At 63.6% G+C, this 24,023-nt stretch carries 28 protein-coding genes; 10 read left to right on the top strand and 18 right to left on the bottom strand.

Annotated features, from left to right (window positions below; translation table 11 throughout):
• Nucleotides 1–125 precede the first annotated feature (125 nt).
• The 7 genes from QXU97_03900 to QXU97_03870 form a co-directional block, all read right to left on the bottom strand.
• The gene (locus tag QXU97_03900; protein ID MEM4035737.1) at nt 126–1,304 is read right to left on the bottom strand and encodes a hypothetical protein; all 1,179 of its coding nucleotides are present in this window, start codon (nt 1,302–1,304) and stop codon (nt 126–128) included.
• Entirely contained in the window at nt 1,301–2,032 is a 732-nt protein-coding gene (locus QXU97_03895) for a purine-nucleoside phosphorylase (protein ID MEM4035736.1), read from the bottom strand. The genes QXU97_03900 and QXU97_03895 overlap by 4 nt, the downstream gene beginning before the upstream one ends.
• Before the next feature lie 141 nt (nt 2,033–2,173).
• Nucleotides 2,174–2,548 (bottom strand): hypothetical protein, encoded by a 375-nt coding sequence (locus tag QXU97_03890; GenBank protein MEM4035735.1) that lies wholly within the window; start codon nt 2,546–2,548, stop codon nt 2,174–2,176.
• 209 nt (nt 2,549–2,757) lie between these two features.
• On the bottom strand, nt 2,758–2,913 hold the full coding sequence (locus QXU97_03885; protein ID MEM4035734.1) for a hypothetical protein: 156 nt from the start codon (nt 2,911–2,913) through the stop codon (nt 2,758–2,760).
• Nucleotides 2,914–2,917: 4 nt separating this feature from the next.
• On the bottom strand, nt 2,918–4,102 hold the full coding sequence (locus QXU97_03880; GenBank protein MEM4035733.1) for a DUF401 family protein: 1,185 nt from the start codon (nt 4,100–4,102) through the stop codon (nt 2,918–2,920).
• Nucleotides 4,103–4,127: 25 nt separating this feature from the next.
• Nucleotides 4,128–4,982: a DUF1648 domain-containing protein gene (locus tag QXU97_03875; GenBank protein ID MEM4035732.1), complete on the bottom strand. Its 855-nt coding sequence runs from the start codon at nt 4,980–4,982 to the stop codon at nt 4,128–4,130.
• A gap of 78 nt (nt 4,983–5,060) precedes the next feature.
• Nucleotides 5,061–5,255 carry a hypothetical protein gene (locus QXU97_03870; GenBank protein ID MEM4035731.1) on the bottom strand — a complete coding sequence of 65 codons (195 nt, stop codon included), beginning with the start codon at nt 5,253–5,255 and terminating at the stop codon, nt 5,061–5,063.
• Between the two features lie 101 nt (nt 5,256–5,356).
• Here QXU97_03870 and rimI point away from each other — a divergent pair, with 101 nt between their 5' ends.
• Nucleotides 5,357–5,824 (top strand): ribosomal protein S18-alanine N-acetyltransferase, encoded by a 468-nt coding sequence (gene rimI / locus QXU97_03865; protein ID MEM4035730.1) that lies wholly within the window; start codon nt 5,357–5,359, stop codon nt 5,822–5,824.
• Here the strand turns inward: rimI and QXU97_03860 are convergent.
• Entirely contained in the window at nt 5,821–6,147 is a 327-nt protein-coding gene (locus tag QXU97_03860; protein MEM4035729.1) for a hypothetical protein, read from the bottom strand. The two genes, rimI and QXU97_03860, sit on opposite strands and share 4 nt — an antisense overlap.
• Nucleotides 6,148–6,268: 121 nt before the next feature.
• On the opposite strand from QXU97_03860, the gene QXU97_03855 reads away from it, so the two are divergent.
• Nucleotides 6,269–7,558 (top strand): SLC13 family permease, encoded by a 1,290-nt coding sequence (locus QXU97_03855; GenBank protein MEM4035728.1) that lies wholly within the window; start codon nt 6,269–6,271, stop codon nt 7,556–7,558.
• An 8-nt stretch (nt 7,559–7,566) separates the two neighbouring features.
• Here the strand turns inward: QXU97_03855 and QXU97_03850 are convergent, their stop codons facing one another.
• The 4 genes from QXU97_03850 to QXU97_03835 form a co-directional block, all read right to left on the bottom strand.
• Entirely contained in the window at nt 7,567–7,701 is a 135-nt protein-coding gene (locus tag QXU97_03850; GenBank protein MEM4035727.1) for a hypothetical protein, read from the bottom strand.
• 38 nt (nt 7,702–7,739) lie between these two features.
• Nucleotides 7,740–8,120: an ATP-binding cassette domain-containing protein gene (locus tag QXU97_03845; protein ID MEM4035726.1), complete on the bottom strand. Its 381-nt coding sequence runs from the start codon at nt 8,118–8,120 to the stop codon at nt 7,740–7,742.
• A 1,143-nt stretch (nt 8,121–9,263) separates the two neighbouring features.
• The gene (locus QXU97_03840; GenBank protein MEM4035725.1) at nt 9,264–10,232 is read right to left on the bottom strand and encodes a CPBP family intramembrane glutamic endopeptidase; all 969 of its coding nucleotides are present in this window, start codon (nt 10,230–10,232) and stop codon (nt 9,264–9,266) included.
• Between the two features lie 550 nt (nt 10,233–10,782).
• Nucleotides 10,783–11,295 carry a hypothetical protein gene (locus QXU97_03835; GenBank protein ID MEM4035724.1) on the bottom strand — a complete coding sequence of 171 codons (513 nt, stop codon included), beginning with the start codon at nt 11,293–11,295 and terminating at the stop codon, nt 10,783–10,785.
• Nucleotides 11,296–11,346: 51 nt separating this feature from the next.
• Between QXU97_03835 and QXU97_03830 the strand changes: the two genes are divergently transcribed.
• On the top strand, nt 11,347–11,841 hold the full coding sequence (locus QXU97_03830; GenBank protein MEM4035723.1) for a hypothetical protein: 495 nt from the start codon (nt 11,347–11,349) through the stop codon (nt 11,839–11,841).
• Here QXU97_03830 and QXU97_03825 read toward each other — a convergent pair.
• On the bottom strand, nt 11,781–12,665 hold the full coding sequence (locus QXU97_03825) for a twin-arginine translocase subunit TatC (GenBank protein ID MEM4035722.1): 885 nt from the start codon (nt 12,663–12,665) through the stop codon (nt 11,781–11,783). The two genes, QXU97_03830 and QXU97_03825, sit on opposite strands and share 61 nt — an antisense overlap.
• Nucleotides 12,666–12,768: 103 nt before the next feature.
• Here QXU97_03825 and QXU97_03820 point away from each other — a divergent pair, with 103 nt between their 5' ends.
• From QXU97_03820 to QXU97_03810, 3 genes are all read left to right on the top strand, one after another.
• On the top strand, nt 12,769–13,263 hold the full coding sequence (locus QXU97_03820; GenBank protein MEM4035721.1) for a hypothetical protein: 495 nt from the start codon (nt 12,769–12,771) through the stop codon (nt 13,261–13,263).
• Nucleotides 13,260–15,914, top strand: coding sequence for a hypothetical protein (locus QXU97_03815; protein MEM4035720.1), 2,655 nt, complete (start codon nt 13,260–13,262; stop codon nt 15,912–15,914). Before QXU97_03820 ends, QXU97_03815 begins: the two co-directional genes overlap by 4 nt.
• A 74-nt stretch (nt 15,915–15,988) precedes the next feature.
• The gene (locus QXU97_03810; protein MEM4035719.1) at nt 15,989–16,375 is read left to right on the top strand and encodes a hypothetical protein; all 387 of its coding nucleotides are present in this window, start codon (nt 15,989–15,991) and stop codon (nt 16,373–16,375) included.
• Nucleotides 16,376–16,393: 18 nt separating this feature from the next.
• Here the strand turns inward: QXU97_03810 and QXU97_03805 are convergent, their stop codons facing one another.
• On the bottom strand, nt 16,394–16,540 hold the full coding sequence (locus tag QXU97_03805) for a hypothetical protein (GenBank protein ID MEM4035718.1): 147 nt from the start codon (nt 16,538–16,540) through the stop codon (nt 16,394–16,396).
• The gene (locus QXU97_03800; GenBank protein MEM4035717.1) at nt 16,537–17,805 is read right to left on the bottom strand and encodes a formate--phosphoribosylaminoimidazolecarboxamide ligase family protein; all 1,269 of its coding nucleotides are present in this window, start codon (nt 17,803–17,805) and stop codon (nt 16,537–16,539) included. Before QXU97_03800 ends, QXU97_03805 begins: the two co-directional genes overlap by 4 nt.
• Between QXU97_03800 and QXU97_03795 the strand changes: the two genes are divergently transcribed.
• Both QXU97_03795 and QXU97_03790 read left to right on the top strand, forming a co-directional pair.
• The gene (locus tag QXU97_03795; protein ID MEM4035716.1) at nt 17,750–18,796 is read left to right on the top strand and encodes a formate--phosphoribosylaminoimidazolecarboxamide ligase; all 1,047 of its coding nucleotides are present in this window, start codon (nt 17,750–17,752) and stop codon (nt 18,794–18,796) included. The two genes, QXU97_03800 and QXU97_03795, sit on opposite strands and share 56 nt — an antisense overlap.
• Nucleotides 18,793–19,155, top strand: coding sequence for a hypothetical protein (locus QXU97_03790; GenBank protein ID MEM4035715.1), 363 nt, complete (start codon nt 18,793–18,795; stop codon nt 19,153–19,155). The genes QXU97_03795 and QXU97_03790 overlap by 4 nt, the downstream gene beginning before the upstream one ends.
• Before the next feature lie 964 nt (nt 19,156–20,119).
• On the opposite strand, the gene metG is transcribed toward QXU97_03790, so the two are convergent.
• Entirely contained in the window at nt 20,120–20,464 is a 345-nt protein-coding gene (metG, locus tag QXU97_03785; protein ID MEM4035714.1) for a methionine--tRNA ligase subunit beta, read from the bottom strand.
• A gap of 73 nt (nt 20,465–20,537) precedes the next feature.
• Between metG and QXU97_03780 the strand changes: the two genes are divergently transcribed.
• Nucleotides 20,538–21,014, top strand: coding sequence for a thioredoxin family protein (locus QXU97_03780; protein ID MEM4035713.1), 477 nt, complete (start codon nt 20,538–20,540; stop codon nt 21,012–21,014).
• Here the strand turns inward: QXU97_03780 and QXU97_03775 are convergent.
• Nucleotides 21,007–21,606: a hypothetical protein gene (locus QXU97_03775; protein MEM4035712.1), complete on the bottom strand. Its 600-nt coding sequence runs from the start codon at nt 21,604–21,606 to the stop codon at nt 21,007–21,009. The genes QXU97_03780 and QXU97_03775 overlap by 8 nt on opposite strands.
• A 97-nt stretch (nt 21,607–21,703) precedes the next feature.
• On the opposite strand from QXU97_03775, the gene QXU97_03770 reads away from it, so the two are divergent.
• Complete coding sequence (locus tag QXU97_03770) at nt 21,704–22,711, top strand: hypothetical protein (protein ID MEM4035711.1); 1,008 nt, start codon at nt 21,704–21,706, stop codon at nt 22,709–22,711.
• Here the strand turns inward: QXU97_03770 and QXU97_03765 are convergent.
• On the bottom strand, nt 22,699–23,955 hold the full coding sequence (locus QXU97_03765) for a TldD/PmbA family protein (GenBank protein MEM4035710.1): 1,257 nt from the start codon (nt 23,953–23,955) through the stop codon (nt 22,699–22,701). The genes QXU97_03770 and QXU97_03765 overlap by 13 nt on opposite strands.
• Nucleotides 23,956–24,023: the final 68 nt, after the last annotated feature.

Below are 24,023 nucleotides of genomic sequence, written 5' to 3'. Positions count from 1 at the left end.
CTTCGCTCTTTTAGTGTGGGGAGGAGGTCAGCCCCTCGCTCAGCCCCGCCTCGACGCCGAGCCGGACTCCCAATAGAACTCCCGCCGGGGCCTCCGCGGACGCTCTCACGCTCTGCCTCGTCGCCCTAGTCGTCGCGACCGCCGTAGCGGGCTCGGCTATCTTCGTGAGGAGATGATCGGCCCTTCGGAGGCAACGAGCGGAGCCCGAGGAGCTTGGCCGCCGCGTCTCTTAAGTCGAGCTCCAGGAACAAGAGGACCAGCGAGCTCAGGACCAGGAGGAGAGAGAGTTCCCCCGAGAGCGGCCAGAGCGCAGCGGCCCCGGCCATGCAGGCTGGCCCGGCTGGCCTGAACCTCCTAGAGGGCTTCAGCGCGAGCGTGAGGGGCAGCTTTATTGCCGCGTGCCCATAGATGTGCCCCCCGACGAACCCTATGAATAGCGAGTGAACCATAGGGAAGAGGGCCCCGCTCTCGCCGGAGGCCAGGAGAACCGACCAATACACGGTCAAGATCGAGCCGACGAGGGCCGCTACATAGCCGAGCACCAAGAGCCTCGCGGTCCCGTAGAAGAGGCCCCCCCTCTTTCTGGCCTCGGTCAAGAGCCTCAAGGCCCCTCTCAGGTCGACGGCGACGAAGTGGGTCAAGGTCGAGAGGGCCAGCGCGACGTAACCGAGCCCCTCGCCGAGGACCGCGAGTGTCAGGCCAAGCGCGTTGAGCGGGTAGACCGCGAGGACTCTTGGGAGCGTGAGCTTTGCCCCGAAAGTCTCCGCGACCCCGTAGAGGCTGACCCCAGTTATCATCGGAGTCATGAGGGCATACGCGTAGAGCAGGAGCAACTCGACGAGGGAGAAGCTCTCGACCGCCAGGTCGAGCGCCAGGACCGCTAGGAGCGCCACGACGGGGTAGAGAACGACGAACCTCAGCAGGGGCCTCTCCTGCCGCACCGCCAGCAGGGCCAAGACGACGAAGAGCGCCGACGCGGCCGCTAGAGAGGCCTCGCCGGCTCTCGCGTCGAGTATGCTGAGAGGAGGAGCGACGAGGAGGAGAGAGGCTATAGACGCGACGAGAAGCCCATCGAGTCCCTCCCATCGCTCGAGCCTCCTGAATCCCCCGGCCGAGACCATGTAGAGTGCCAGGGCGAAAGAGGCCACGGAGGTAGCCACGAGGACCATGTGGCGGTAGACGCTGAAGGGCGAGATGGCCACTCCGACGATCGCCGAGAGCGAGCCGATCACTATCGGCGGAGCCGCGGCTCTGGCGAGCCGCACGCCGAAGCGCTGGGGCTCCTCGCGCTCGGCCGAGCTCAAGCCCCCTCTCTCCGAGACCTCTCTCTAGCCAAGGCCTCTAGGACCGCCGAGGCCGTCCTCTCCACGTAGGGTCTGAGCTCCTCGGCCGTGAGAAAGCCCAGGTCCCTGACCAGTGAGTCGCAAATTATCAACACGGCTGAGGCCCTCAGCCTCCTGAGAGACGCGACCGCGAATAAAGTCGCGGCCTCCATCTCGACGGCCACCGCCCCCCTCGAGCTCCACCACTTGGCGAACTCCTCGCTCTCCGCGTAGAAGGCATCGTTGCTGACCACGGGGGCCACGACGTGCTTTACTCCTCTCCTCTCGAGCTCCTCGACGATCCTCCTCGTGAGCTCGAAGTTCGGTACGGCGGAGGCGCAGACCCCCTCTCCGATGTATTGCGAGAAGAGCCCGCCGCTCCTGTGGAAGGCCCCGCTGGCCACGACCACGTCCCCCGCGTCGAGCTCCTCGACCAGCGCTCCGGCGGTCCCCAGCCTGACGAAGGTCTTCACGCCGAGCTGAGCGAGCTCCTCGACCACCAAAGCGGCCGAGGGCCCCCCTATGCCGTGCGTCGCCACGGTTATCGGGACCCCCTTGTAGTTCCCAGTGTACGTGATTAGTCCTCTGTGCTCGTTGACGAGCCTCGCGCCGTCTAACATCGAGGCTATCTGCCTGACGCGAGCCGGGTCTCCGCAGATCACGGCTCTCTCGGCCACTTGATCCCTTGAGGCTCTAATGTGGAGCGGCAACTCGGCTAGCCCTCGACCCACTCTCACTGCGCGTAGCATAATGGGGAGCTTAAACGTTAGCCTGCCCTCGCTCTCCTCGCAGACCTCGAGAAGAGAGGCTCCGGGGCTGGGAAAAATCCGCGGGGCTCGGAAAATTTCCCCCTAAGCTCTCTCGAGAGTAGTCGTGACCTTAGGGACGGCCCTCGTCTCGCCGCGCGCCAGGATCGAGCTCAGAGCCCTCAGGGAGGCCCAGAGGCTCGTCGCGGCCGCCACCATAGCGCTCCCGGCCGTGGCTATCTCGCGCAGAGCGACGGAGAGCTCCGTTGGGCTGGACATCGCGGTGAGGAAGGGGGGCCAAGGCACGATCTCGCCAGCCCAGGCGTGCTCCGCCGCCAGCAGGACCGCTCCTCCCCACAGCAGTAGCTCGAGCGTCCTAAGCCCGAGCCTCTCGTAGGATCCGCGCGCGGCTAAGCCGACGACTCGTAGGAGGGCAGCTGCCACGAGCGGCGCAATGAAGCAAGCCAAATTTCTCACCACCGAAACGCTTTTCTCCTCGCGGACGGTAAGTGCACCAAACCCTATATAAATGTGCACCGGTGATTCGAGGTGCACCTCCTGGTCCTCGCCTACGCGGCGGCTCTCTCCACCGCGGCCTGGTACTCCAGGGCGGACCGAGATTCCCTGAGGCTGAAGGAGTTGAGCTTGATCCTCTGGGGGGCCACGTTGATGTTCTTCATCGATAAGATCTACGCGCTCGCGACCGAGGGAGGGCCGTTCCTCGAGCTCGGGGCCGAGCGAGCGGCGCTGGGCTTCTCGCTGCTGCTCGTCGCGATCTTGTTGTGGTTGGCTTTGTTGCTGATCACGGACCCTAGGAGAGTTCTCCGAGCCCCGTCGCCGCGCAACCCCTCAGCCCGCGACCTCCGCGACCACAGCTATGAGAGCTATGAGAGCGGCGCTGAGGCCCGCCGCCGGGAGCAGGCGACGGTAGACGCCGGCGAGGCTCGCGTTATTGTGCTTAACCGTCATGACGAGACACGCGTGGAAAGGGCTTAGCAGCGAGCCGAGACAGCCTCCGGCCATCGCCGCTAAGAGGCGGAGCTCGCCCCCCGAGATTAGGGGGAGGAGGAGCGGGAAGGTCAGAGCGACGAATGTGAACTCGAGGCCCAGGGCTAGGCCCACGACGAAGGGCGCCAGCGCACACGCGAGCAGGCCGTTGACGCCCGCGAGCTCCGTTACGAGCTCCGTAGCCCCGCCGCGCTCGACGAGCTCGCCGAAGAAGAAGGAGGCGAGCACGACTCCGATCAACGTGGGGTCGGCCGCCCTCTTAGCCGCCTCGGCGACGGCGCGCGGGCTTACTCGATAGATAAGCGTAGTTGCGAAGGAGACGAGGACGAGGGAGAGAGCGAGGTCCACGCCCGCGCCTATCGCGAGGACGAAGAGGGAGAAGAGGGGCCAAGCGTGGGTCAGGCCGGACAGCTCTCTCCTCCTCTCTGCCTCGGCTCTCCGCGCCAAGAGGTCGCGGGTCGAGACCAGGCCGGCTAGCGCCAGGGAGACCGGCACGGGCCAGGTCGCGGCCGCGATCTCGCCGACGCTCGCGTGGAGAAAGCCCGCGGCCAGGAGGACGGTCTGATAGAGGGGCCACACCGAGACCCATAGGTGCCTGAACCAGTAGTTCACGAACGACCTCATCTCGGCGTTGAGACCGAGCGCGTCGTAAATGCTCGAGGCCAGGACGGCGGAGACGTAGGCTCCGCCGGGCATGGGGAGGAGCCCCACGACGGCTGGCACGGCGTAGGAGGCCACTCTCGGCCCCGCCGATGAGAGAGCCAGCACGAGCCTCCTCGAGGCCCCCGACGCGCTCATGAGATTGGCCAGGAAGAGGGCGAGGACCAACGCCGCGACGGTCTTAGGGCACCTCGCGTCGACCGCCACGTCAATGAGAGCTCGCGGAATCTCGCTCGGCGAGACCGCTAGCCCGTAGAGCAGAGCGGCCGCCGCGAGCGAGAGGGCCACGTTGAGGCCCCGCAGAGCCAGAGCGGCTGCTAGAGCCACGGAGGCGGCGAAGAAGACTAGAGAAGCCGCCTCGCTCAAGGAGCATCGCCAGCTTCGAGAGCCCTCACGTCGGCGCGCACCGCGCCGCGACCATTAGGCTAAGCGCGATCAACGACGTAGAGCACGCGAGGAGTAACATGGCAGCGCCGATCAAAGGAACGTCGCGGAAGAACCTGTACGCGATCGCCGAGGCCGCGGCCTCGGCGATCATCAGCGCTAGGACCGCGGTCAAGATCTTCTCCTTGGGCCCGTAGCTCTCGGGCTCTCCTCTCGGCCCGTAGTCCGTTGGGACCTCGCTCGGGAGCTCAGCGTAAATGGCGACGGCCAGGACCGAGGCGGCGGCGAGGACTAAGAGCGTGAGAGCGAGCAGCATCCCCGAAGGCCCGCTCGAGATCTGAGCCGGCCTCCTAGCGGGTCCTCCTCCGGCTCTAGCCTCGCTCAGCTGCCGAGAGAGGCTCTCGAGGAGGGCGCGGTCTCTCGTCGCGAAGGCCAGAGCCCGCCCTTCTCGCAGCTTGACGAGGAGAGCGGGGGAGGGCCTCTCGCCGTAGAGCCTAAAGGAGCCGACCCCTCTCGCGGCGAAGCGGCCGGCGTAGCAGCCCGGGAGAGCCGCGCCGCCTATCCTGACGAGCCTCTCGAAGCTCTCGACGAGCCTCGCCTCCTCTATCTCCTCGAGGTCTACGGCTATCTCCGCCCCCCCGAATTTCGCAACGAGCCTGCCGCTTCGGAGCTCGAGCGAGAGGCCGCAGAGCCTCGGCGCGAGAGCCCACAGAGTTGGGACTATGCCGAAGACCAGCCCGAGGCCCGCGCCGAGGAGGGCGCTCGAGGGGGGGCACCACTCGGGCCCCAGCCACGCCGAGAACGCGACGGCCGCGACGATCGTTACCGAGACGGCGACGATCGCTCTGCGCCCGACGCTCAATGCCCCTTCGCCTCGAGCCCTCCCGCCGGTCACTCCGCCGAGCTTTAATTCTCTACCTCACAGAGACCGAGCCCTCGTTCACTGACCGTAGAAGAAAGCCAGCAATCCGAGCGGCCAGAGCAACACCGTGATCCAGAAGCCCGGCTCGAGTGTAGCCTTGGGGAGCCCCGGCGAGATTTTCGCCGCGCAATAGATGCAGATCGTCGCTATGAGCCCGATCGCTAAGTACGCCGCTAGAGCTCGCGCGAGGATCGCGAGCATCGAGAATCTCAATTTTCGGCTCCCTTCCGAGTCGACTGATGGTCTGCCGAGGGCTCAAGCGCGCTTTTATTATTTTCCTTCTTGCCCTCGTCACCTAGGCTAGGAGACGGGGCGTGGTCTCCGTCTCTTTCAGGCGGGCCGAGTATAGAGACGTCCCGAAGCTCGTCGAGATCGAGGAGAGGTGTTTCGGGAGGTCGGAGGCCTACGGCAGCTCTCAGCTCTCGGCCCTCCTGCGCTGCGCGTTCCTCTTCGAGGTGGCCGAGGTCGAGGGAGAGGTCGTGGGCTACGCTGTCGGCCTGCTCGAGGAGGGGAGGCTCGCGCATCTCATCAGCGTAGCGGTGGACCCCGCCCACAGGAGGAGAGGAATAGGCAGAGCCCTAGTGAGGAGATTCATCGAAGAGGCCGAGAGGTCCGGGGCCGAGATCGCGTACCTCGAGGTATCGGAGAGGAACAGGGCAGCTATGAGCCTCTACTCGAGCCTCGGCTTCGAGGTGGTGGGCAAGATCCCGAAGTACTACTCCGATGGTAGCGACGCCTACGTGATGGCCCTCAGCCTCCGCCGCGGGGAGCCTGAGCGCTAACTTATCGGCTCCTCGGTCCGCCCGAGGTCTGCTCGAGAGGCGGAGGAGGCGCAGTGCCTCTTCTTGATGGAGTGCACTCTGCTCGTGGAGAGCCCCCATCTCCTCGCGACGGCGTATACGCTCTCGCTCATCAGCTCTTCGCAGATCTTAGACAGCTCCTCGTTCGTCAGCTTCTTGGCTCCTCTTTTGATCTTCCTCCTCGCTTCGCCTAACAGCTTGTATAGGGAGGCGCAAGATCTGATGCCGAGGCGCCGCATTATCTCGCGCACCGGGACCCCGGCCTCGTAGAGCCTCCTGGCCTCTCGCGCCACCTCGGAGCTCAAAGCCGCTCGACCGCTCGCGCTGCGGCCGCGCGGGCTTATCTCGCTTTATCTGTTATCGACCGAGCGGAAGGCGTAAAAGGACGCCGAGACCCCAGAGCCCTATCTTCCGGGCGCGAGCTCTATGTGGTCGCCGGCCGACTCCTACGGGCCCTGGATAGGGCTCTGCATAGTGGCTTTCCTAGTGGCGGCTCTTGTGGTTCGGAGCAGAGCGCCACGCGTCCCCATATGGAGCATCATGGCCTTCACGTCGTTCATTTCTGTCCTCTCGGGCCTCGTGGGCTTCGACGAGCTGGAGACGGTCATAGACCTGGACGTAATCTTGTTCCTCATCGGCATGTTCAGCATAATTGGGCTGGCCGATTCTTCGGGGCTGCTCGAGGCCATTTCTCTATGGTTCATCGGGAAGTTCAAGCGCAGGCTGACCCTCGTCTACGGGTCGTCGCTCCTCTTCGGCCTCCTCTCGGCCGTAGCCGTCAACGATACTGTGGCTCTCATGGGACCTCCCATAGCGCTGACGATCGCGAGAGCGGCCGGGCTCGACCCCAAGATGATGTTCCTGCTCCTGGCCTTCTCGCTGACCGTGGGCTCTGTGATGACCCCAATGGGCAATCCCCAGAACATCCTGATAGCGGCGAGGTCCGGCCTCGACGCCCCCTTTCTGGTCTTCGCGTCTAAGCTCGCCCTCCCCACGCTGATCAACCTCCTCCTCGTCCCGTGGGTCTTGATCAAGCTCTACGGCGTCAGAGACGCGAGAGTCGAGCTAGGCCTCATACCGAGCGAGGCCATCAAGAACAGGAGAGACGCCGCCCTCGCCGCGGTTGGCCTGATATCGGCCGTGTGCTTCCTCGTCGCCAACGACGTTCTCGAGCTGAGAGGGCTGCCGCACGTAGAGCGGAGGGGCATAATACCGTTCGTGGTAGCTTCCGCGATTTACATGTTCTCGAGCAGCCCCAGGCAGCTCCTCGCCAGAGTGGACTGGGGCACCATCGTCTTCTTCATAGCGATGTTCATCACTATGGAGGGCGTGTGGAGGAGCGGGGCGCTGGCGCCCGTCCTCGGAGCCCTCATGAGCTCGAAGGAGACGGGGCCCGAGGGGGTGCTACGCCTAGCGGTGGCCTCCCTCGCGCTCAGCCAGGCTCTTAGCAACGTCCCCTTCGTCAGGCTCTTCATCGCTCACATGAGGAGCCTCGGCTACGGCGGGGGAGACGCGGAGGCCTGGCTCGCCCTCGCCGCCTTCTCGACCATTGCCGGCAACCTGACGATCCTCGGGGCGGCCTCCAACGTGATAGTGCTCGAGTGCCTGGAGTCTCGGATGAGGACCACGATAGATTTCGTCGAGTTCGCGAAGCGCGGATCTATCGTGACGGCGATCAACGCGCTCGTCTACTCAGCTTTCTTCGCGATGCTCTAATTTCTCCGTCATCCTCCCCCGTAGAGGATGCAGCAGACCGCGTGTCTCCCTCCCACCGGAGCCGGCCTCGGCGCAGCCTTAGAGCACGCCGGCATCCTCAGGGGGCACCTCTCGTAGTACCTACACTTATCGTCGTAGCTCACAACGAACTCCTCGGGGACCTGGGGCCTCCAGGGGGTCCTCAGGTCGAGAGAGAGGGGTAGGCGCTTAGCAGAGCCCTGGTGTACGGGTGGAGAGGATCCTCGAAGATCTCGAACTTATCGGAGAGCTCCACGACCTGGCCGGCGTACATGACGGCTATCCTGTCGGACGCCTGGATCGCCAGAGCTAAGTCGTGCGTTATGTAGATCATAGGCATCTTATTCCTCTTGACGTTTTCCTTCAACGCGGTGAGGACCTTGGCCTGGACTGTCACGTCTAGAGCCGTCGTAGGCTCGTCGGCCACCACGAGGTCGGGCCTCAAGGCCAGGACCACGGCGATCATGACTCGCTGCCCCTGCCCGCCGCTGAGCTCGCGCGGGTACTTCCCGGCGAAGTCCTCGGGGAGGCCGACTTCTCTCAGGGGGCGCTCCGAGCTCGCTACTATCGGGGCGAGCTCACGGGCTCGTGGGACGAGGCCGCCGAGAAGGCGTTCGTCGACTGGGCCAACATTAATAACTTCGAGAACAAACTAAGAGGAGACGAGAACATCTGGGGGAGGATCTACAAGTTCCTGCTGAGGCAAGCCGGCCTGAGCCCCGCTCTCTCGGCCTCGGCCGGGGCCCCGGGGGGAGGGGCCGAGGGCTAGGACTGCTCAATACGACTCGGCAGTAGCTCGTAGAGTCTTCTTTGCTCTCGGTGGGCTCGACTCAACGAGGCTCTAGATATAGCTCCCCAGTTCCCCTCTCCTGGTCCCGGCGGGGGCTCGGAGCGGGGCAAGTGCTCGAGCTCATTGCTCCGGAGCTATCATACGATGAGAACCTCTCTCTAGAACCTCGACAAGATCTCGCGGTGACTCTATAGTGGAGATGTAGAATATTTCTCACTATAGCTTGAGAGGTTCGTCAAACATTTCGAGGTGAGACCGGGTTAAATTGCCTAGCCTTCAAGTTAATCCGCGCTTAACCACACTCCTCCCCTCCATCGGGGGACCCGGCCGGGGGCGCTCCGGCGTCGAGTCGGTGCACCGACCGAGAGACCGACCGAGAGCTCAGAGCTCGCGCGCTTCGAGCCGAGAGATGAGGGGAGCCCTCGCCCGGCCGCCCTCTCCTCGCCTCCTCGTCGAGCGCAGGCCGAGGATACGCGGGGGAACGTACGACCCATCGTTGGAGCGACGAGGCGACGGGAGAGCGCTCATCGAGCTCAAGTCAGCGGCGATGTGGGGCTGCTTTCTCCCCGATGTTTCGAGGAAATGTTTACGAGCAGCATTGTTTCTGTTTACATTTACTAGAGTTAGCTCTTGTCCGAGAAGTTATTGAGATCAAAGGACTTTTGCGGAAAGATTGCAATTAGCTACCTCGACCTCTCCCAACGCTAGGGGGTTTGGGTGGACCTCGACGATCTCGCCTCTGTTTGAGATCCGCCGACTTAGCGTTCCACTTCTCGGCGACCTCGTCTACGCCGGCAACCTTCGCCCGCTACTACGTCGCCAATTCCTCTCGTTGTAACGTGGGTGTATCAATTATGTCGCCGATTTGACTTGTTCCATCTACTTTTCTTCTAATTTCTAATACCAACGAGTTATCGCCGACGGCCCCGGGCTGGCGGCTGGGCGCTTGAGCCTCTCGGCCTCTTGGAAGAAGCGGGCTAGGGAGAGGAAGAAGAAGAACCAGCTGATGAAGAGGCCGACGTTTAACGCTAATTCGTTCGCGTAGATTGATAGGAACGTGTAAGCGGTCATCGCGCCTCCGTGCAGAGAGGCTGGGACGTAAACGTCGCCCGAAGCCTCTCTCAAGGCTCCGGCTACGCACCCGAAGGCGAAGCACCCTAGGATGTGCACGGGCATCCACCAAGTTGGCTCCCATCTCGACGTGATCGGGTTCCAGTAATTAACCACGTGTAACAGAGCGAAGATCACGGAGGTCAGAGGCAAGCTCACTCCATAATTGACCTTCCAAGCCTTGAAGACGAGCCTCCGCCAGCGCTTTTCGAAGACCTCATTGAGTCTAGACTGCGCGTAACCCCTGAAGTAGGCCTCCTCGATTAGACCGACGAAGATCATGAGGAAGACCGTTTCCGAGACGATGCCCAACGGCGATAGCTCGGCTTGCCTAGCCGCGCCCAGAGCCTCTGATAGCGCAATTGAGGCTGCCGCGGGTAGAATGAAGACCGCCACGAACACCAGGCTCCACTTCAACGTGAAGCGCGGATTCTCGGGCGAGAAGCCGTAGGCTCCGAAATCCCTCTTTGGCAAGACGATGGCAAGCAGAATCATTGGCACCCAAAGAGCCTTAAAGCACCACGCCCGGAGCGCAAACCAACTCAAATAGGCCTCGAAGAGCCACGCCGCGAAGGCGACGAGGAGAACCATTAAGCAGACCTCTAACAGAGCCGTAGCTCGCTCACCTAAGATGAGCCTGGGGAGCGTAGAGGATGCCCACGGCCTCCACGGTGGAGTGGCTAATAGCCCGGTGAAGCTCGGGGTAGAGGCGTAACTAGTCCTAGAGAAGCCCAGGGCGGGAAACGGGTCACCCATACTATTTCACCCATACTATTTCACACTTACGCTTCACTACCAGGTGATATGCGCCACGGGTACTAGGTCGTTTTCAACTTTATCGTTATAGCGTGGAGTATGTGATCTCAGATAACTCTAACATTATACTGAGAAGCTGAAAATTATTGGTATGCATTGTGCTACGTATATCTTAACTATTGAGAAAGCCGTTGGGGATGTTAAGGCTTTTTCTAGCTCAGATTAGCGTAACCTCTAATGAGGCTGCTGTATCCTACGACTTTAGAGTTACTAGTTTAAGGGATATTGTTAGGGCTATTAGAAGCGCTGGGTATGATTTTTACAGCGAGAAAGTACAGTAACAGCTCGAGGATGGGGACCCGCGGTACCGGCGGTGAACCATTGGCATGGGAATGTCGTCGCGCGCTTCGACCTCCTCCTCAAAGCCCCGGGTGGTGATGAGAGCGGTGCCCCGAGCCGCCCGAGGCTCAAACTAGATATGAACCCCGTGCCGTTGAGCTCGACGAGGAGAGGAAAAAGATCGAGTTAGAGCTCGCGCCTCGCTCGGGGCTCAGGCCCCGCTCGCGCCCCTCCCCTCGGGCGCCGTCCTCAGCTTGCACACGCTCAGCTGAACGACCGTCTTATTCTCCAGGTCTACCAGCGCGGTGGCTTTGCCCTCGCCGGCCTTGACGAGGACCACGAGAGCCTGCGTCGCCTTGAGCTGCACGCTGCCGTCTCCGTAAACCACGACCTTGATCAGGGGGATGACGTTGGTGACGTTATAGCCCGAGCCGATGAGGGCCTCGACGTCGGGGTCACTGGCAGCCACGCTCAGAGCCGCTGCTTTGAAGTCCTCGCTCACCTCGAGCTTGGGCCCTATTTTGAGCGGGGGCGTCCACTTGGCCTTATTCCACATCGGGCCTCCCTGCTTCCAGCCGACGCCGCAGTGGAAGGGGCAGCGAGCTACGCCATAGATCTCGTCTCCGTCGCTGGCCAGAGCCACGGTCGCGACGACAGCCGCCAGGGCGAGGAGCCCCGCCAAGGCGGCCGGCATCGCGAGCCTGACCAGCTCTCCTCTCCGCACGTCTCTCGCCTCGCGACGACCCTGGTGGGGCATCTCTAAAAAGGAGGCCGCGTGCCTTTCCTAGGAACGGAGCCGAAAAGCGTTCCGAGCGGAGTCCCCGTGCTCTTTGAGCGGCGCGATCGGCCGAGGAGCGCGAGGCTTCTCTCGGCTATCGAGGAGCTCGCCAGGCTGTGGGGAGAGCCGAGAACTCTGAGAGAGGTCGCGGAGAGCGCGAGGAGGGTCGAGGAGCGCGCGGTCGAGCTGGAGGCTCTCATCGCCTCGAGGAGCGAGAGGGGAGAGCTGAGGAGGGCCCTGGAGGCCCTGAGGAGGAGGAGCGCGGAGAGGCTGATAGAGGAGATGAGAGCCAGGGCCTCCTCGAGGAGGCTCCGGTTGCTGCCGCGCGACGAGGAGGTGGCGAGGTTCCTAGCGGAGGAGAGGCCGGAGCTCGCGGAGCTCTACGACGATAGCCCGTGGGAGGCGTGCGAGAGGATCTCGGTCGAGACGGGCTACGCGCCCATAGTCGTCGCGTGGTCTCTCCGCTTGCTCGACGAACTGGGCCTCCGCTGAGCCCTCTTGGCCAGCACCCTCCTCTTACCGAGCTTGACTCCCGCGACGAAGAGAGCGTAGTAGGGCAGAGCGAGTATTAGCATGGTGAGTCCGCTGGGGTCCGGAGTTATGAGAGCCGCTATTAACATTATGACGACGAAGGCGAGCCTCGCGTTGAAGCCCTCGAACTTCGAGTAGTCGAGCACCTCGAAGGCGATCAAGTAGTAGACCGCGAGGGGGACGAGGAAGGACGCCCCAGTGGTGAGACAGAGCTTGATTATGAAGCTCAGGAGGTTGTTCACGGTCATGCCTACTATCGCGCTCCCCTCTGGCAGAGGTACCGCCTGGAGCAGCAGCATGATCCTCAGCGTCAGGGGACATATGACGAAGTAGCCGAGGAGGACCCCGAAGACGAATAAGCCCAGGCCGGCCGCTATGCCCCTCTTCGCGGCAGCCTTCTCGTGAGGGTAGAGCGCCGGCTCGATGAAGGCGTAGACCTGGTAGCCTATGTAGGGGGAGGAAACTATGAGCGCGAAGAGCAGGCTGACGTAGAGTAGGACGGCGAAGCCCTCGAAGGCCCCGACGTATATCAGGGTCACGTTGTACGTCCTCCCCATCCACGTGACCGTCTTGGGGAGGACGTACTCGACCATCTCCCTGGCCGCCACCGCGACGAGGGGGACGTAGGAGTACTCGAGACTTATCGGGATGAAGGTTATCACGACGAAGGCTAAGAGGAAGGCTATTATGCTCCTCTTGAGCCTCTCGGCCAGTTCCTCTAGGTGGAGCTCGAGAGGCAGCTCCTCGTCGGGACTCTTCGGCCTCCTGACTACCTTCTTCGGCACGCCGCGCGCCTCGCCCCGAGCGATCGAGCGGCCCGCGAGGGGCATCCGGCCTGCGCGGTTAAATATTACGGGGCCGGAGCTCTCGGGCGAGGACTGCGAGCCGATGCGCAGCTCGGGGCGCGCGGTCTCGGAGATAGCGGCCGCGGTCATGTTGGCCGGCGTGGTGCTAGCGATGGGGGGCCTCATTTACTTGGCTTACTCGGGCCAGCTGAGCTCGTCGAGAATGCTGGTGGAGAGCCGAGTGGCGTCGGCCGAGCTCCTCTCGAGCGAGGCTCTGCCGTCCGTGGCCAGAGCCGTCGTGAGGCCCGAGCTGCGCTCCATTGAGTTGCTCGTAGCGGTGGGCAGAGGCCATTTAGCTATAGCCTCGGTGTACGTCGACGGCACAATGGTCTACGGGCCCCAGGCGGGGTTCGCCCTCGTCAACGGCGCGCCGTCCTCCTACCCGGCCGAGCTGCCGCAGCTCAGCTTAGTCAACTTCACCGTGATCGCTCCCCCCGAGGTCCTGGCGGGGCTGAAGCCCGGCGACGCGGTCGAGGTGCTCATAGTCACGAGGGCTGGCCACAAAGCGGCGGTCCTGGCGGAGGTGCTACCTCGATGACCTCGAGAGCTCGGGGGGTCAGCGGAGTCATTGCGACCGTGATAATAGCGTTGATGATTTCCCTCTTCGTGGCGGCGTCCGCTCTGCTCTACTGGGGATCGCTGAGAGTGCACCAAGAGCAAGAGTACAGACTCGCTAGAGTCGCCGAGGCCCGCATCCTCGAGATGGCGATAGAGGGCGAGTGGAGGTATGACGTGTCGGGGAGGCTCGTCGAGGCTGTCTTGCGCAGCTCGTACAAGGAGCCGGTCGAGGTCCTGGGCCTGATCCTGGTCTATCCGAATGGGAGCGCAATCGTGGCCTCGAGCCCCTCGAGCCCCCTGCCGCCCGGCGGGGAGCTGCGCCTCAGCGCCAGCTCCCCGGTCAAGCCCTCTCTGGTCTTCGTCGGGGTCGCGGCGGGCGAGCTGGCCTCGGCCGTGGTCCGCCTCAAAGAGGCTCCTCTCGCTCCTCCGCTTCCATCGATTTCGCCGTGGGCGCTAGAGCTCCTCCCCAGGCAGTATTCTTCGCCGCTAGTGACGTGGGGCGGCGAAGTCGAGCTGCCCACGGAGGAGGTCAGGAGCGGGAACGTGATCTCGGTCCGCGCGGACGGGAGCTACGGCGACGCGGGGGCCGTGCAGAGGAGAGACGGCGCGGCGCTGGTCGCGTCCTCGAAAATCGCAGGGTTCGGTCTGCGCATCATCGACTCGAGCCTGGTGATCTACGACGATTTCTCATCGAACCCCCTCCCCGCGAGCCGCCTGGTCAGGTTGAGCGGCTCGTGGAGTTGGACCCCACCGCAGCGGACGGTCCAAGAGACTAGCAGCGCTAGGGCGCCGCCGACCGACGAGCACGTCGCGTTGGTCAATACGACGGCCTACGGCGCGCCCGCGCCGGCGAATCTCACGGGCAAGATTTTCTTCGTGATCAAGCTGCGCGCTGATAACAACCAGGACTATCACGGCCTCGTTGTGTTGAACGCCACGGACCTGAGCCCCGGGGGCCGGCCCGGGCTCGTCGAGCTCTCCATCTCGCCGATGTCCGATAAGATCGCCGCTCGGATCTACGAGCCAGCGAGAGGGTGGAGGGAGCTCAACTCCACCGCCTACAACTTCGCCGTTGGCGAATTCTACGTGCTTGTGGCCGAGATAGACCTCGGGGCCAGGTCCTACAGAGGCCTGGCTCTGAGCTCGAGCGGAGCGCTCCTAGCCGAGGTCTCGGCGAGCGCTCCCAGCGTCGAGCCGTCGTACGTAGGCCTGGCGAATTATCGGCCGGCCAGGACGACGTTCGACTACGTGGGTCTGTCGCTCGGCCGAAGCCCCCTGTACGTCTACGTTCTCGGGACGAGCAGCAGCCTCAGCGTGATCCTCTCGACGCCCAACGCGACATTCAGCGGGACCTACGACGAGGGCTTGAGGGGCCACGTGGTGCCGATATTCCCCAACCCGGCGGGCCTGAGCCTCGAGCTGACCAACGCCACGCTGTCCGTCTACAACGGCACGACTCTATTGGCCAAGTATACCGGGCTGGTGAGAGGAGGCGACGTCTTCGGGCTCTTCTTCGAGCTCTCCGACGCGGTGGTAGAGGCCGAGGTCTCGCTCGACGTGAGCGGGGCCCTGGCCTGGAAGTCTCTCCTCGTTGACGCCCTCGCTCAAGCCAACGAGAGCGACGTCTCTCTCGTCTTAGAAGTCTACAACTGGGCCTCGGGGACCTACGAAATCGTCGCCTCGTCGCGCGGAGCTCTCGACGTGCTCAGCGAGCTCTGGAAGGTCGAGAGCTACGTGGATGCGTCGGGCCTCGTCAAGCTGAGGCTGAGTGCCTCGAGCAGCGCCCCCTTCGTGCTGAGCGTGGACTCTCTCACCTCCTCCCTCAAAGTCCTCGTCCCGGGTCCGCCGACTAGCGTGCTGGCGATCGCCGCCGGCGACGAGGTGGACATATATCGAGTAGACGCGGCCGGGGCCTCGGTCTCGGTGAGCCCGCTCCTATCCGCGGCGCTGCCCCCAGGCGCTTCTCCGCCTGGCGCGAGAAGCGATTTGGCTCTGCTAGGCTCATTCGCGTACGCGGCCGTTTACGACGCGTCCAGCGGAAATGTGAGCGTGTATAAGTCGCTTCTCTCGTCGCCCGCGGAGTGGAGCCTATTGGGGGTCTGCCCCGGGGGCTCCGTCGGCTACGCCTATCCCCCCCTCCTAGAGGCCTCGAGGAGCTCGAGATTGCTCGTGCTGGTCCACGGCGATAGGTACTGCGTCTTCAACGCGACGAGCCTTCTTTCCTCGGGCTATTTGCCGACCGGCCTCGCGGCCTCTGGGCCCCCCGGCTACGAGCTCTACGCGGCGTCGGCCTCCTCCGACGATGTCGCCTACTTCACCGTGGTCGATAGCGCAACGAACTCCTCCCTCCTCATGATCTTCGATTTCTCCTCGAGCAGCTTCTCGGAGGGCCCGCCGTTGCCGAGCGGGAGACCGGTGGGGCTGGCGTGGGGAGCCGAGCTGCTGTGGCTCGCTGCTCGAGGAGGAGCGGTCGAGCCCCTGAATCCCTCGACGGGGCTCCCGGAGTCACAGCCTCTCCCTCTGCCCTTCGCTCCGTTAGAGCCAGGCGACAGGCTCGAGTACATCGACGGCCTGCTGGTCTTCGTTAGAGGGGAGGACGGCAGAGAGCTCTGGTGGGCTCGAGTGGGCTGACCCTCGGAGCGTCCCGAGCACGGCGAAATATTTAAAAATGCACCTCCGAGCGGACTGAGAGGTCGCGCGAGAGCATGGCCGTGACCCTAACGTTCGTCAGGCTCTGCCCCGGTTGCCTGAGGCCCCTGATGGAGGAGAGCGAGTTCCGCCTCCTCGCGGCTAGAGCCTCGGAGCTTGACTCGAGATACGCCATCGAGCTCTTCTCGGACCGGGTCAAGAGAACTCTCGCGGCACGAGCCTACGAGTTCATCCCCTATAGGCTCTCGAGGAGAGAGTTCGAGGGGTCGGAGCTCGTGCTCTTCGGCCTCTGCGAGGAGTGCTCCGCGAGGCTCGACAGGAGGGAGGAGGGCTTCGCGTCGTCGATCGCGAGGAACTTAGCGCTCCTCGTAGCCGGGGACAGCCCGGCGAAGGATAGGCTCAGCCCGCCCGAGAGCGCGACGGTCAGAGTCGCGGCTCGATGAGCGAACGCTCGAGCAGTCTCACCAGAGCCCCTCAAGCAGTCTCCTCGCCAGTCTCTTGAGAGACCTCAGAGGACTCATCGGCTCGGGCTCCGGCAGCCTCCCCTCCTCGAGAGGAGGGCCGTGACCGACTTTGTACCTCTTCCTCCTCTCCTCGTCTTCGCTCAAGTGATTATCTCCTCGAGGCAGCCTATCTCGGCGCACTCTCTTATCTCGAGCGCTATTCTCCTGCCCAGGCTCAGGGGCCTCCCAAAGTACAGTTTGCTGTACTGGCTCCCAAGGCCCATGTAGACGTTGGTCCCCCCGCCTATCCTCAGCGCTACGTCGAAGACGACGACGTCGAGATCGGGCGTTATCGCGAGCTGAAGCGTGAAGGGTCCCAATATGCCCGGGGGCTCGAGCCTCTCGGCCGCCTCGACCACTCTGTCTCCCACCTCGAAGAGCCTCTCCAATGCGCTCTCTCTCACGGTGGCGGCCTCGTGGCCTATCTCCACCATCTCGACGCCGAGGACCTCGGAGACCCTGAGCTGCACGTCTGCCGGGAGCCTCAGAAGCCCGTCGAGGCTCGTCTGGATCCTCCTATCGACGCTCAAGAGCTCGACCTCTCCCCTGGCGACGCTGACGAAGTAGTTGACGTTGAAGTGAGCCCCGAGGACCAGCTCTTCGATTGAGGCCCTCGCCAGGTCCTCGCGCCTGACGATCCCGGCCTCCTCGAGTTTGCTCAGCCTCCTCTTCAGGTCGTCGGAGTCGAGGGCAACGAAGAAACCTCTCTCGACGCGTCTCCTGGCGTGTGGCATCTTGACGATGACCGGCACGTCGATCTCCTCGATCGAGGAGAAGACCCTAGGCCTCCTGACCCCCGCCTCGTCCAGGAGCCTGTAGTAGTTCTTCTCGCCGGACCTCTCCTCCCATCTGAGGAGGTACCTGTTGCCGAAGACCGGGACTGGAAGGGAAGATTCTATCGCGTCGTAGCCCACGTAGACCGCCATGCTCCTGTTCGGTACCACGATCGCGCTGCGCCTCCTCAGCTCCTCGACGACGTCTCTCCTCACGATGTCGGAGAACTTGTCGAGGACCACGTGGTGGTCCACGACTCTCTTGAACCTGAAGTAGGTCTTCTCTCTGCCTCGCTGACATATCGCGATGGTCTTGAGGCCCTCATCCTTGGCTCCGTCGAATACGTCGAGGGCCGAGTGGCTAGCTATCGCCGCCACGCTCAGGCCGGCGCGCTCGTAGCCCTCTAGGAGGCTCCTGGCCTTGAATCTGGGCGAGGCGACGCACCGAGCTCTGCTTGTCGGGGGCTCGCGGATAAAAAAGCCGGCGCGCCTCAGAGCCGCGGGGGCCGGCCACGTGATCTCGCGCAAAGAGGTCTCGGAAATGGTCTCGAGGTACGACGCGAAGAGGCTCTCCGTGGCCACTCTAGCGAGCCACACGGCCCTCCAGATAGCCCACGGAGCGAAGAAGGAGGGCCTCGGGACGATCGTGGTGGGGCCCCGCGATAGGCTGAGCTTCTACGCGGAGTTCGGCCACTTGATCGACGAGTTCGTGGAGGTGAGCTCCTGGAGCTCTCTCTGCGACGAGGAGGTGGAGAGGAGGCTCAGAGAGCTCAACGCGATCGTGATACCTCACGGCAGCTTCGTCGAGTACGTGGGCCTCAGCTGCGCCGAGCAGCTCGAGGTCCCGCTATTCGGGCTGAGGCCCCTCTTCAGAGTCGAGGCCGAGCAGAGGAGGAAGATGGAGCTCCTCAGTTCGGCCGGCATACCGATCCCGAGGATCTACGAGATGGGCGAGGAGTTGGAGAGGCCAGCGATAGTCAAGATGCCCGGCGCCAAGGGCGGGAGAGGATACTTCTTGGCCAGATCGAGAGCCGAGGTCGAGGAGGGGCTGAGGAGAGCGGTCGAGGAGGGGCTGCTGAGGGACGCCTCGGAGGCCCTCATCCAGGAGTACGTGGTGGGGGTCCCCGCCTTCTTCCACTTCTTCAGAAGCGTCGTCAGGGGCAGGCTCGAGCTCACGGGAGCCGATATAAGGTACGAAGCCAATCTCGATGGGCTGAGGAGGCTTCCTCCCTCTCTCGCCGAGGGCATCGAGCCCTCGTTCGTCGTGGTCGGAAACGTGCCTCTCACCCTGAGAGAGAGCTTGCTGCCGATCGTTGTGGAGTATGGGAGAAGATTCGTCGAGGCCACGAGGGCTCTCGATCCCTCCGGGATCGTGGGGCCCTTCTGCCTCGAGTCCGTGATAACTGACGAGCTCGAAATCGTTGTCTTCGAGTTCTCGGGCAGGATCGTAGCCGGGACCAATCTCTACGTCGCCGGAAGCCCCTACTCGTGGCTCTACTGGGACGAGCCCATGAGCGTCGGCAGGAGGATCGCGAGGGAGATCCGAGAGGCGGCCGATAGGGGGGCGCTGGAGGTCGTGGTAAGTTGAGAGACGGTTCGGGCTCCGTCGCTCCTGATCGCCTCCTGGCCCTTATTGTATTGGGCCTTCCGCGGAGAATGCGGCGTGCTCGCATCCATGGCCGCGGCCTCGTCAATCCTCTGCGCCGCGGGGGTCCTGCTCTACCCGCTATCTGCGGCTCGCTTGCCGCGCTCAGACTCGACGCTCGCGACGCGCTGGAGGCCCTCGCATCGTCTGCCATCCTCCATTCGGCCTTCGTTGATGGGGCGCTCATGTTGAGAGAGCTCGGTCTCGGGCGGCAAGCGGAGTCGGTCTACGGCAGATTCGCCGGCTCGGCGGCGAAGATGATCCTCGCCCCGGTGGTGGGGGTCGCTGAGGAAATCTATTAGCGGGGGATTCTCCAGAGGAAGCGCATCGTCTCTCGCCTCGGATCGCCGCGATGGATCTCCCTGCTCCCCTATGCCCTCGTCCACCTCGTCTCGGGCCTCGTCACGTTGGTGCTGGCGGCTTTGGTCGCGGGCCTGATCCTCGGGCTGCTCGCGCGCAGGAGAGGAATAGGGGCCTCGTTCGCTCTCCTACGCTCTCCGGCTCTACGTCGTCCTCTACGCAGCTCTCACGGGTTCTCTGCTGAGCTGAGGCTCGACCGCGATAACAGAGATATGAAAGCTCGCTGAAGCTCTTCGAGAGAGGAAAGATCTTGGTCGAGATCGATCCTTTCTGCGGCATGGAGGCCGACGCCTCGAGGGCTCCGCACAACACCGTGTACGAGGCGGAGTCCACCGCTTTTGCTCGAGCGTTTACAAACGAGAATTTTGAGAGGAGAGCCCGGAGAAGTACGCGATGAGAAAGGGCAGCGAGGCACTGATGCTGCTGAGGTCGAGGGGAGATTCATTGAGCTAAGGGAACGTACCACGCGTCGTGCGCCCTCGCGCGAGGCTGAGCCTACGCAAGGCGGGAGCCGAGGCCTCGGTGAGCCCGCGACCGGGGAGGACGGAGTTCGCTGCGACCCCTCGAGGCTGAAGCCGAGAGGCGGTCGAAGCGATCAAGAGAGTTGGCTATGGCGTGAGGCTCGAAGCCCCTCGACGCGCAGTGATAGCTTCTCGGTGGATACGACGAGGAGGCCCGCGCGAAGGGTTTGCTGTCGTCTGCGCGGCTTCGGATGAGAGCCGCCGCTCCGCTGAGGAAGGGATAGAGGGCGAGTTGAGGCCCGGGGCGATAAAGTCGCCGAGATCCGGGAGCAGGGGTTGTGAAGTGTTTTTCATCGTTAGCGGCGACGAGGTCTCGACGATTTCCGCGCCGAGGCGGGAACCCGAGGGCGTAGGCGCGAGTCGCGGAGGAGATGCCAGCGAGAGCTCAACAGACCTTGGAGCCCGGCCTGGCCGCGGCCTCGTTCTCTGGCACGAGCACCACGGGCCTCTCGCCTTGGCCACACCCCGCGGCCAATATCATGCCCTGGCTGACGAGCCCGCGTATTTTCTTGGGTCTCAAGTTAGCCACGACTATCACCTTTCTGCCAACGAGTTGCTCGGGCGAGTAATACTCTCCTATCCCAGCCACGACCTGCCTCCTCCCGAGCTCCTCGCCGAGGTACACCGTGAGCCTGATGAGCTTGGTCCCCTCGACTCTCTCGGCGCTCTCTACAAGCCCCACGCGCAGGTCTATCTTCGAGAACGCCTCGATATCTATTTCGCTGCTCATTATCGAGCCACCGGGGAGAGGGTGAGCCCGAGAGCCTTATAACTCGCTTAGCCCCTACGTGACATTAGCGCTGGTGTGCGGGTTGAGCGAGCACGTAGATCGGGAGCTCGAGGAGCTGCTCGAGAGGCTCGCGCGCGAGACCTTCTCGGGCCCCCCGAGAGAGCTCGAGGAGCTGGAGGAGCAGTGCTGCTCTCCGGGGCTTCTCGGGCCGACCGTCATAGAGGCGACCCGCTCCAGCGAGCTCAGGAGGATCCTGAGGGGATGCAGAGTAGTTGTCGTCACGTTCTACACGCCCGACTGCCCCTACTGTTACTTCTTCGAGCCGGTCTTCGCGAGAGTGGCTTCGGAATATAAGGGCAGGGCGGCCTTCGTCAGGGTGAACGCCGCCGAGGCCCCCCTGATCGCGCAACAGATGATGGTGTTATCGGTTCCTCAGACGGTCTTGTTCGTCGACGGGAGGATGGCGATGAGGATCCCCGGGCCCGTCGACGAGGACTCTCTCTCTCACGTAGTGCGAGAGCACCTGAAGACCGTGGGCTGCATCAATTGAGGAGCCTGACCTCCCCTCTCGAGACCAGCGTTCTCAGCCCTCTCGACAGAAGACCCCTCATGCCGCTCGCGACCTCCTCCCCGCCGACGCATCTGAGCGAGAGTGCTAGGAGAGCCACGGCGAGCGTCTCGAGCGTCTCGCCCTCGAGCTTCACCAGGCCGCGCCTCAGCGCTCTGGCCAACTCCGAGATCACGTGTTTGCAGAGGCAGTAACCAGCTAGCGCTCCGCTCGGGATCTCTATCGAGAGGCCCGCCGCCTCGGCCGCTCGAGGGAGCCTTCTCTCAGCTATGGACGCCGTGAAAATCGCGTCTTCACACGTGCATTTCAATCTACGGCTCGAGATCCTGACGAATCTGAGGACCTCCTCTCTTCTCCTCCTCGCCCCGAGGAGACGCTGAGAGAGCAGAGAGCTCCTGAGCTCCCCCTCGATGACCTCTACTCTCCAGGCGGCTCTCGCGTGGAGCAGGCGAGCTCTCCTGAGTCTCGAGAGCGCGTGTCTCGAGATCAGAGGCCACGAGCTCCCCGCGAGCTCCGCGAGCGCTCTCCTTATCTCGGAGAACTCGTCGGAGCTCGCGCTGCGTTGGTCCTCCACGGAGCCACGCCTCTCCGCCTAGGCGCGCTCCTACGCTCGAGCTCGCCGCCAATATAATGCTCTCAGCCGAGAGCCTCAACCGAGGTAACTCTGCGCCTTGGTCAGTAGAGTCGCGCTCATCGGCTTCGGAGGAGTGGGGCGGAGAGCTCTGCTCGAGCTAGAGCGGCGCTTCCGAGGCCGCGTCGAGGTGGCCGCGGTCTCCTCGTCGAGGGGGGCTGTAATGGTCCAGAGCGAGGGAGACCTGAGGTCATTGCTCGAGCTCTCAGAGCGAGGGCTGAGGCTCGACGCTCACCCGTCCTTCGCCCCGGGGGTGAGCGCGCTGGACGCGGTGGAAGAGGCCAACGTCGACTTGGCTCTCGTGGCTCTGCCCCCCTCCTACGAGACGGGTGAGCCGAACCTCTCCATCTATCGCGGCCTCGTGGAGCTCGGAGTAAGCGTCGTCACGGCTGACAAGACGGGCCTCGCCCTAGACTATTGGGGTCTCCTAAGGGAAGCGGAGAGGAGGGGGCTCTTTGTAGGCTACAGAGCTACGGTCGCCGCCGGGACGCCCGTGCTCGACGCCGTGAGAGGGCTCAGAGGGAGGGAGGTATCTCGCGTGCTGGGCGTGCTCAATGCGACGACCAACTACGTGCTCACACTCATAGAGAGCGGCCTCAGCTACGGTGACGCAGTAAGCAGGGCGGCTCAGGAGGGCCTGACCGAGCCAGACCCGGCCATCGACCTGGAGGGCCTCGACCCGGCTGCGAAGATCGCCATAGTAGGATGCGAGCTGGGTCTGCGCATGACGATGAGAGAAGTGCGGAGGACTCCTCTGAGCTCGGTCGACGAAGATGAGGTGAGAGCCGCGCTCAGGCGGGGGGCGAGGGTCAAATACGTGGCCTCCATCGACGTCGAGGGGGAGAGAGCCGAGGTGACCCCCTTAGAGCTGCCTGCCGCTGACCCTATGTCTCGTCTCTCTGGCGCCAGGAACGCGGTGGCGATCGAGGTGGAGGGCGAGATAATTTACCTAGAGGGCCCCGCCGGTCCCGCTTGGAGGACGGCGAAGGTGATGATGACCGACGTTCTAGACTACCTGAGGGCACTGGAGCAGGGTCAGGCCACGTAGGCTACGGTCCTCACCCACGGAGCCCTCTCGGCCACTAAATGCTTCTTCTCGTAGGAGGCCCTCAGATAAGCGGCCCTCCCCACCGCGTCTATCCTCGTGAGAGAGTGGAGCAGGGGGAGCTTGAGCTCCTCCAGCTTGATCGGCTCTCTCACCTCCCCCTTCGCCACGATCCACGCCTCCTCCGGGACGAGCCTTACCGTGCCTCCGCGGAGCTCGGCCTCCACGACTCCATCGATCAGCAGCCCGCTCCTGGTCTCCTCGACTATCTCGCTCTCCCTCCAGTTGTCCCCGGAGCTGACTACTATCGTCGATTGCATGGCTTTAGGCCTATGGAAGAGGCCTCGAGCTGAGCCCGGCGCGTCGCCGTGGAGAGAGGCCGTCTCTCTCGTGTGGAGGAGGCCAACCGCTACTCCATCCTCTACCAACGTCCTCTTCCTCGCCGACACGGCCTCGTCGTCGAAGAACACGGAGGCTGGGCTCTCGGGGTCGAAGGGGTCATCGTACACGGTCAGACTCTTGCTCGAGACGAGCGTGCCGAGCGCGATATGCTCGGGGACGTCCGCCTCGAGGAGGTGAGAGAGCTCGTGGAAGAAGGCCGCACTCGCTTCCCCCATCAATAGCACGGTCTTGGGGCCTCGCTCGAGGGGGCTCAGCTTCTTGGCTCTCAGGCCCCAGAGAGCCCTCCTCGCCGCCTTCTCGACGAGAGACTCCACGCTCTTGGGGGAGATCTTCGAGGGAGGCCCCAGCACCGCCGCGTGAGCTGAGCCCACGGCCCTAGACCCCTCGAGCCTGGCGTCGGCGTACACGTAGAGCTCGCTCAAGGTCTTTCTCTCCGAGGCAGAGCCCGACGGGTGCTCCAACCTCCTCTCGGTCTCCGAGAACACTAGCACAACCTCGCCGGTGAGGCCCTTCTCCTCCAAGAGAGCTCTGGCGAGGTCGACCGCTCTCATGCCCTCGCCCAGGGGATCGGCGGAGCTCTCGCCGAGCATCACTCTGCCCACGTAGAGGGAGGCTTCGGCCAACTCGGCCGAGCTCTCCGCTCTCTCGCTCCCCGCTAGACGGAGGGCCTCTTCTTCTAGGACGTCCCAGGCCACGGGTCTCGTCGTCGAGCAGATGACCCAGCCTCTATTTGTGGCAAGCCTCACGGCTCTAGCCGACGATCTAGACTCGTTGACCTCGACGTCTCCCCTTCTCCACGCGATCTCGAGAACGCTCTCCGAGTACTCCACGCGGTCTCTGTACATGCGCGGCGATCCCCAAGCCCCGAGAGTTCGTAGGCTCGAATTGACCCAAAAAAGCTAGCCGCGGGACT

The organism is Fervidicoccaceae archaeon, assembly GCA_038878695.1.
Classification (GTDB): Archaea; Thermoproteota; Thermoprotei_A; order Sulfolobales; family Fervidicoccaceae; genus JAVZVD01.
The sequence above is the reverse complement of the archived record's forward strand: the minus strand, read 5'-3'. Positions and strand labels throughout refer to the sequence as shown.

What these genes read in the sequence shown, in the direction of transcription:
- QXU97_03855 (MEM4035728.1), top strand. Translation starts at nt 6,269, where the DNA reads ATGTGGTCGCCGGCCGACTCCTACGGGCCCTGGATAGGGCTCTGCATA.
- QXU97_03840 (MEM4035725.1), bottom strand. Translation starts at nt 10,232, where the DNA reads ATGGGTGACCCGTTTCCCGCCCTGGGCTTCTCTAGGACTAGTTACGCC.
- QXU97_03820 (MEM4035721.1), top strand. Translation starts at nt 12,769, where the DNA reads ATGCGCAGCTCGGGGCGCGCGGTCTCGGAGATAGCGGCCGCGGTCATG.
- QXU97_03815 (MEM4035720.1), top strand. Translation starts at nt 13,260, where the DNA reads ATGACCTCGAGAGCTCGGGGGGTCAGCGGAGTCATTGCGACCGTGATA.
- QXU97_03810 (MEM4035719.1), top strand. Translation starts at nt 15,989, where the DNA reads ATGGCCGTGACCCTAACGTTCGTCAGGCTCTGCCCCGGTTGCCTGAGG.
- QXU97_03795 (MEM4035716.1), top strand. Translation starts at nt 17,750, where the DNA reads ATGGTCTCGAGGTACGACGCGAAGAGGCTCTCCGTGGCCACTCTAGCG.
- metG (MEM4035714.1), bottom strand. Translation starts at nt 20,464, where the DNA reads ATGAGCAGCGAAATAGATATCGAGGCGTTCTCGAAGATAGACCTGCGC.
- QXU97_03765 (MEM4035710.1), bottom strand. Translation starts at nt 23,955, where the DNA reads ATGTACAGAGACCGCGTGGAGTACTCGGAGAGCGTTCTCGAGATCGCG.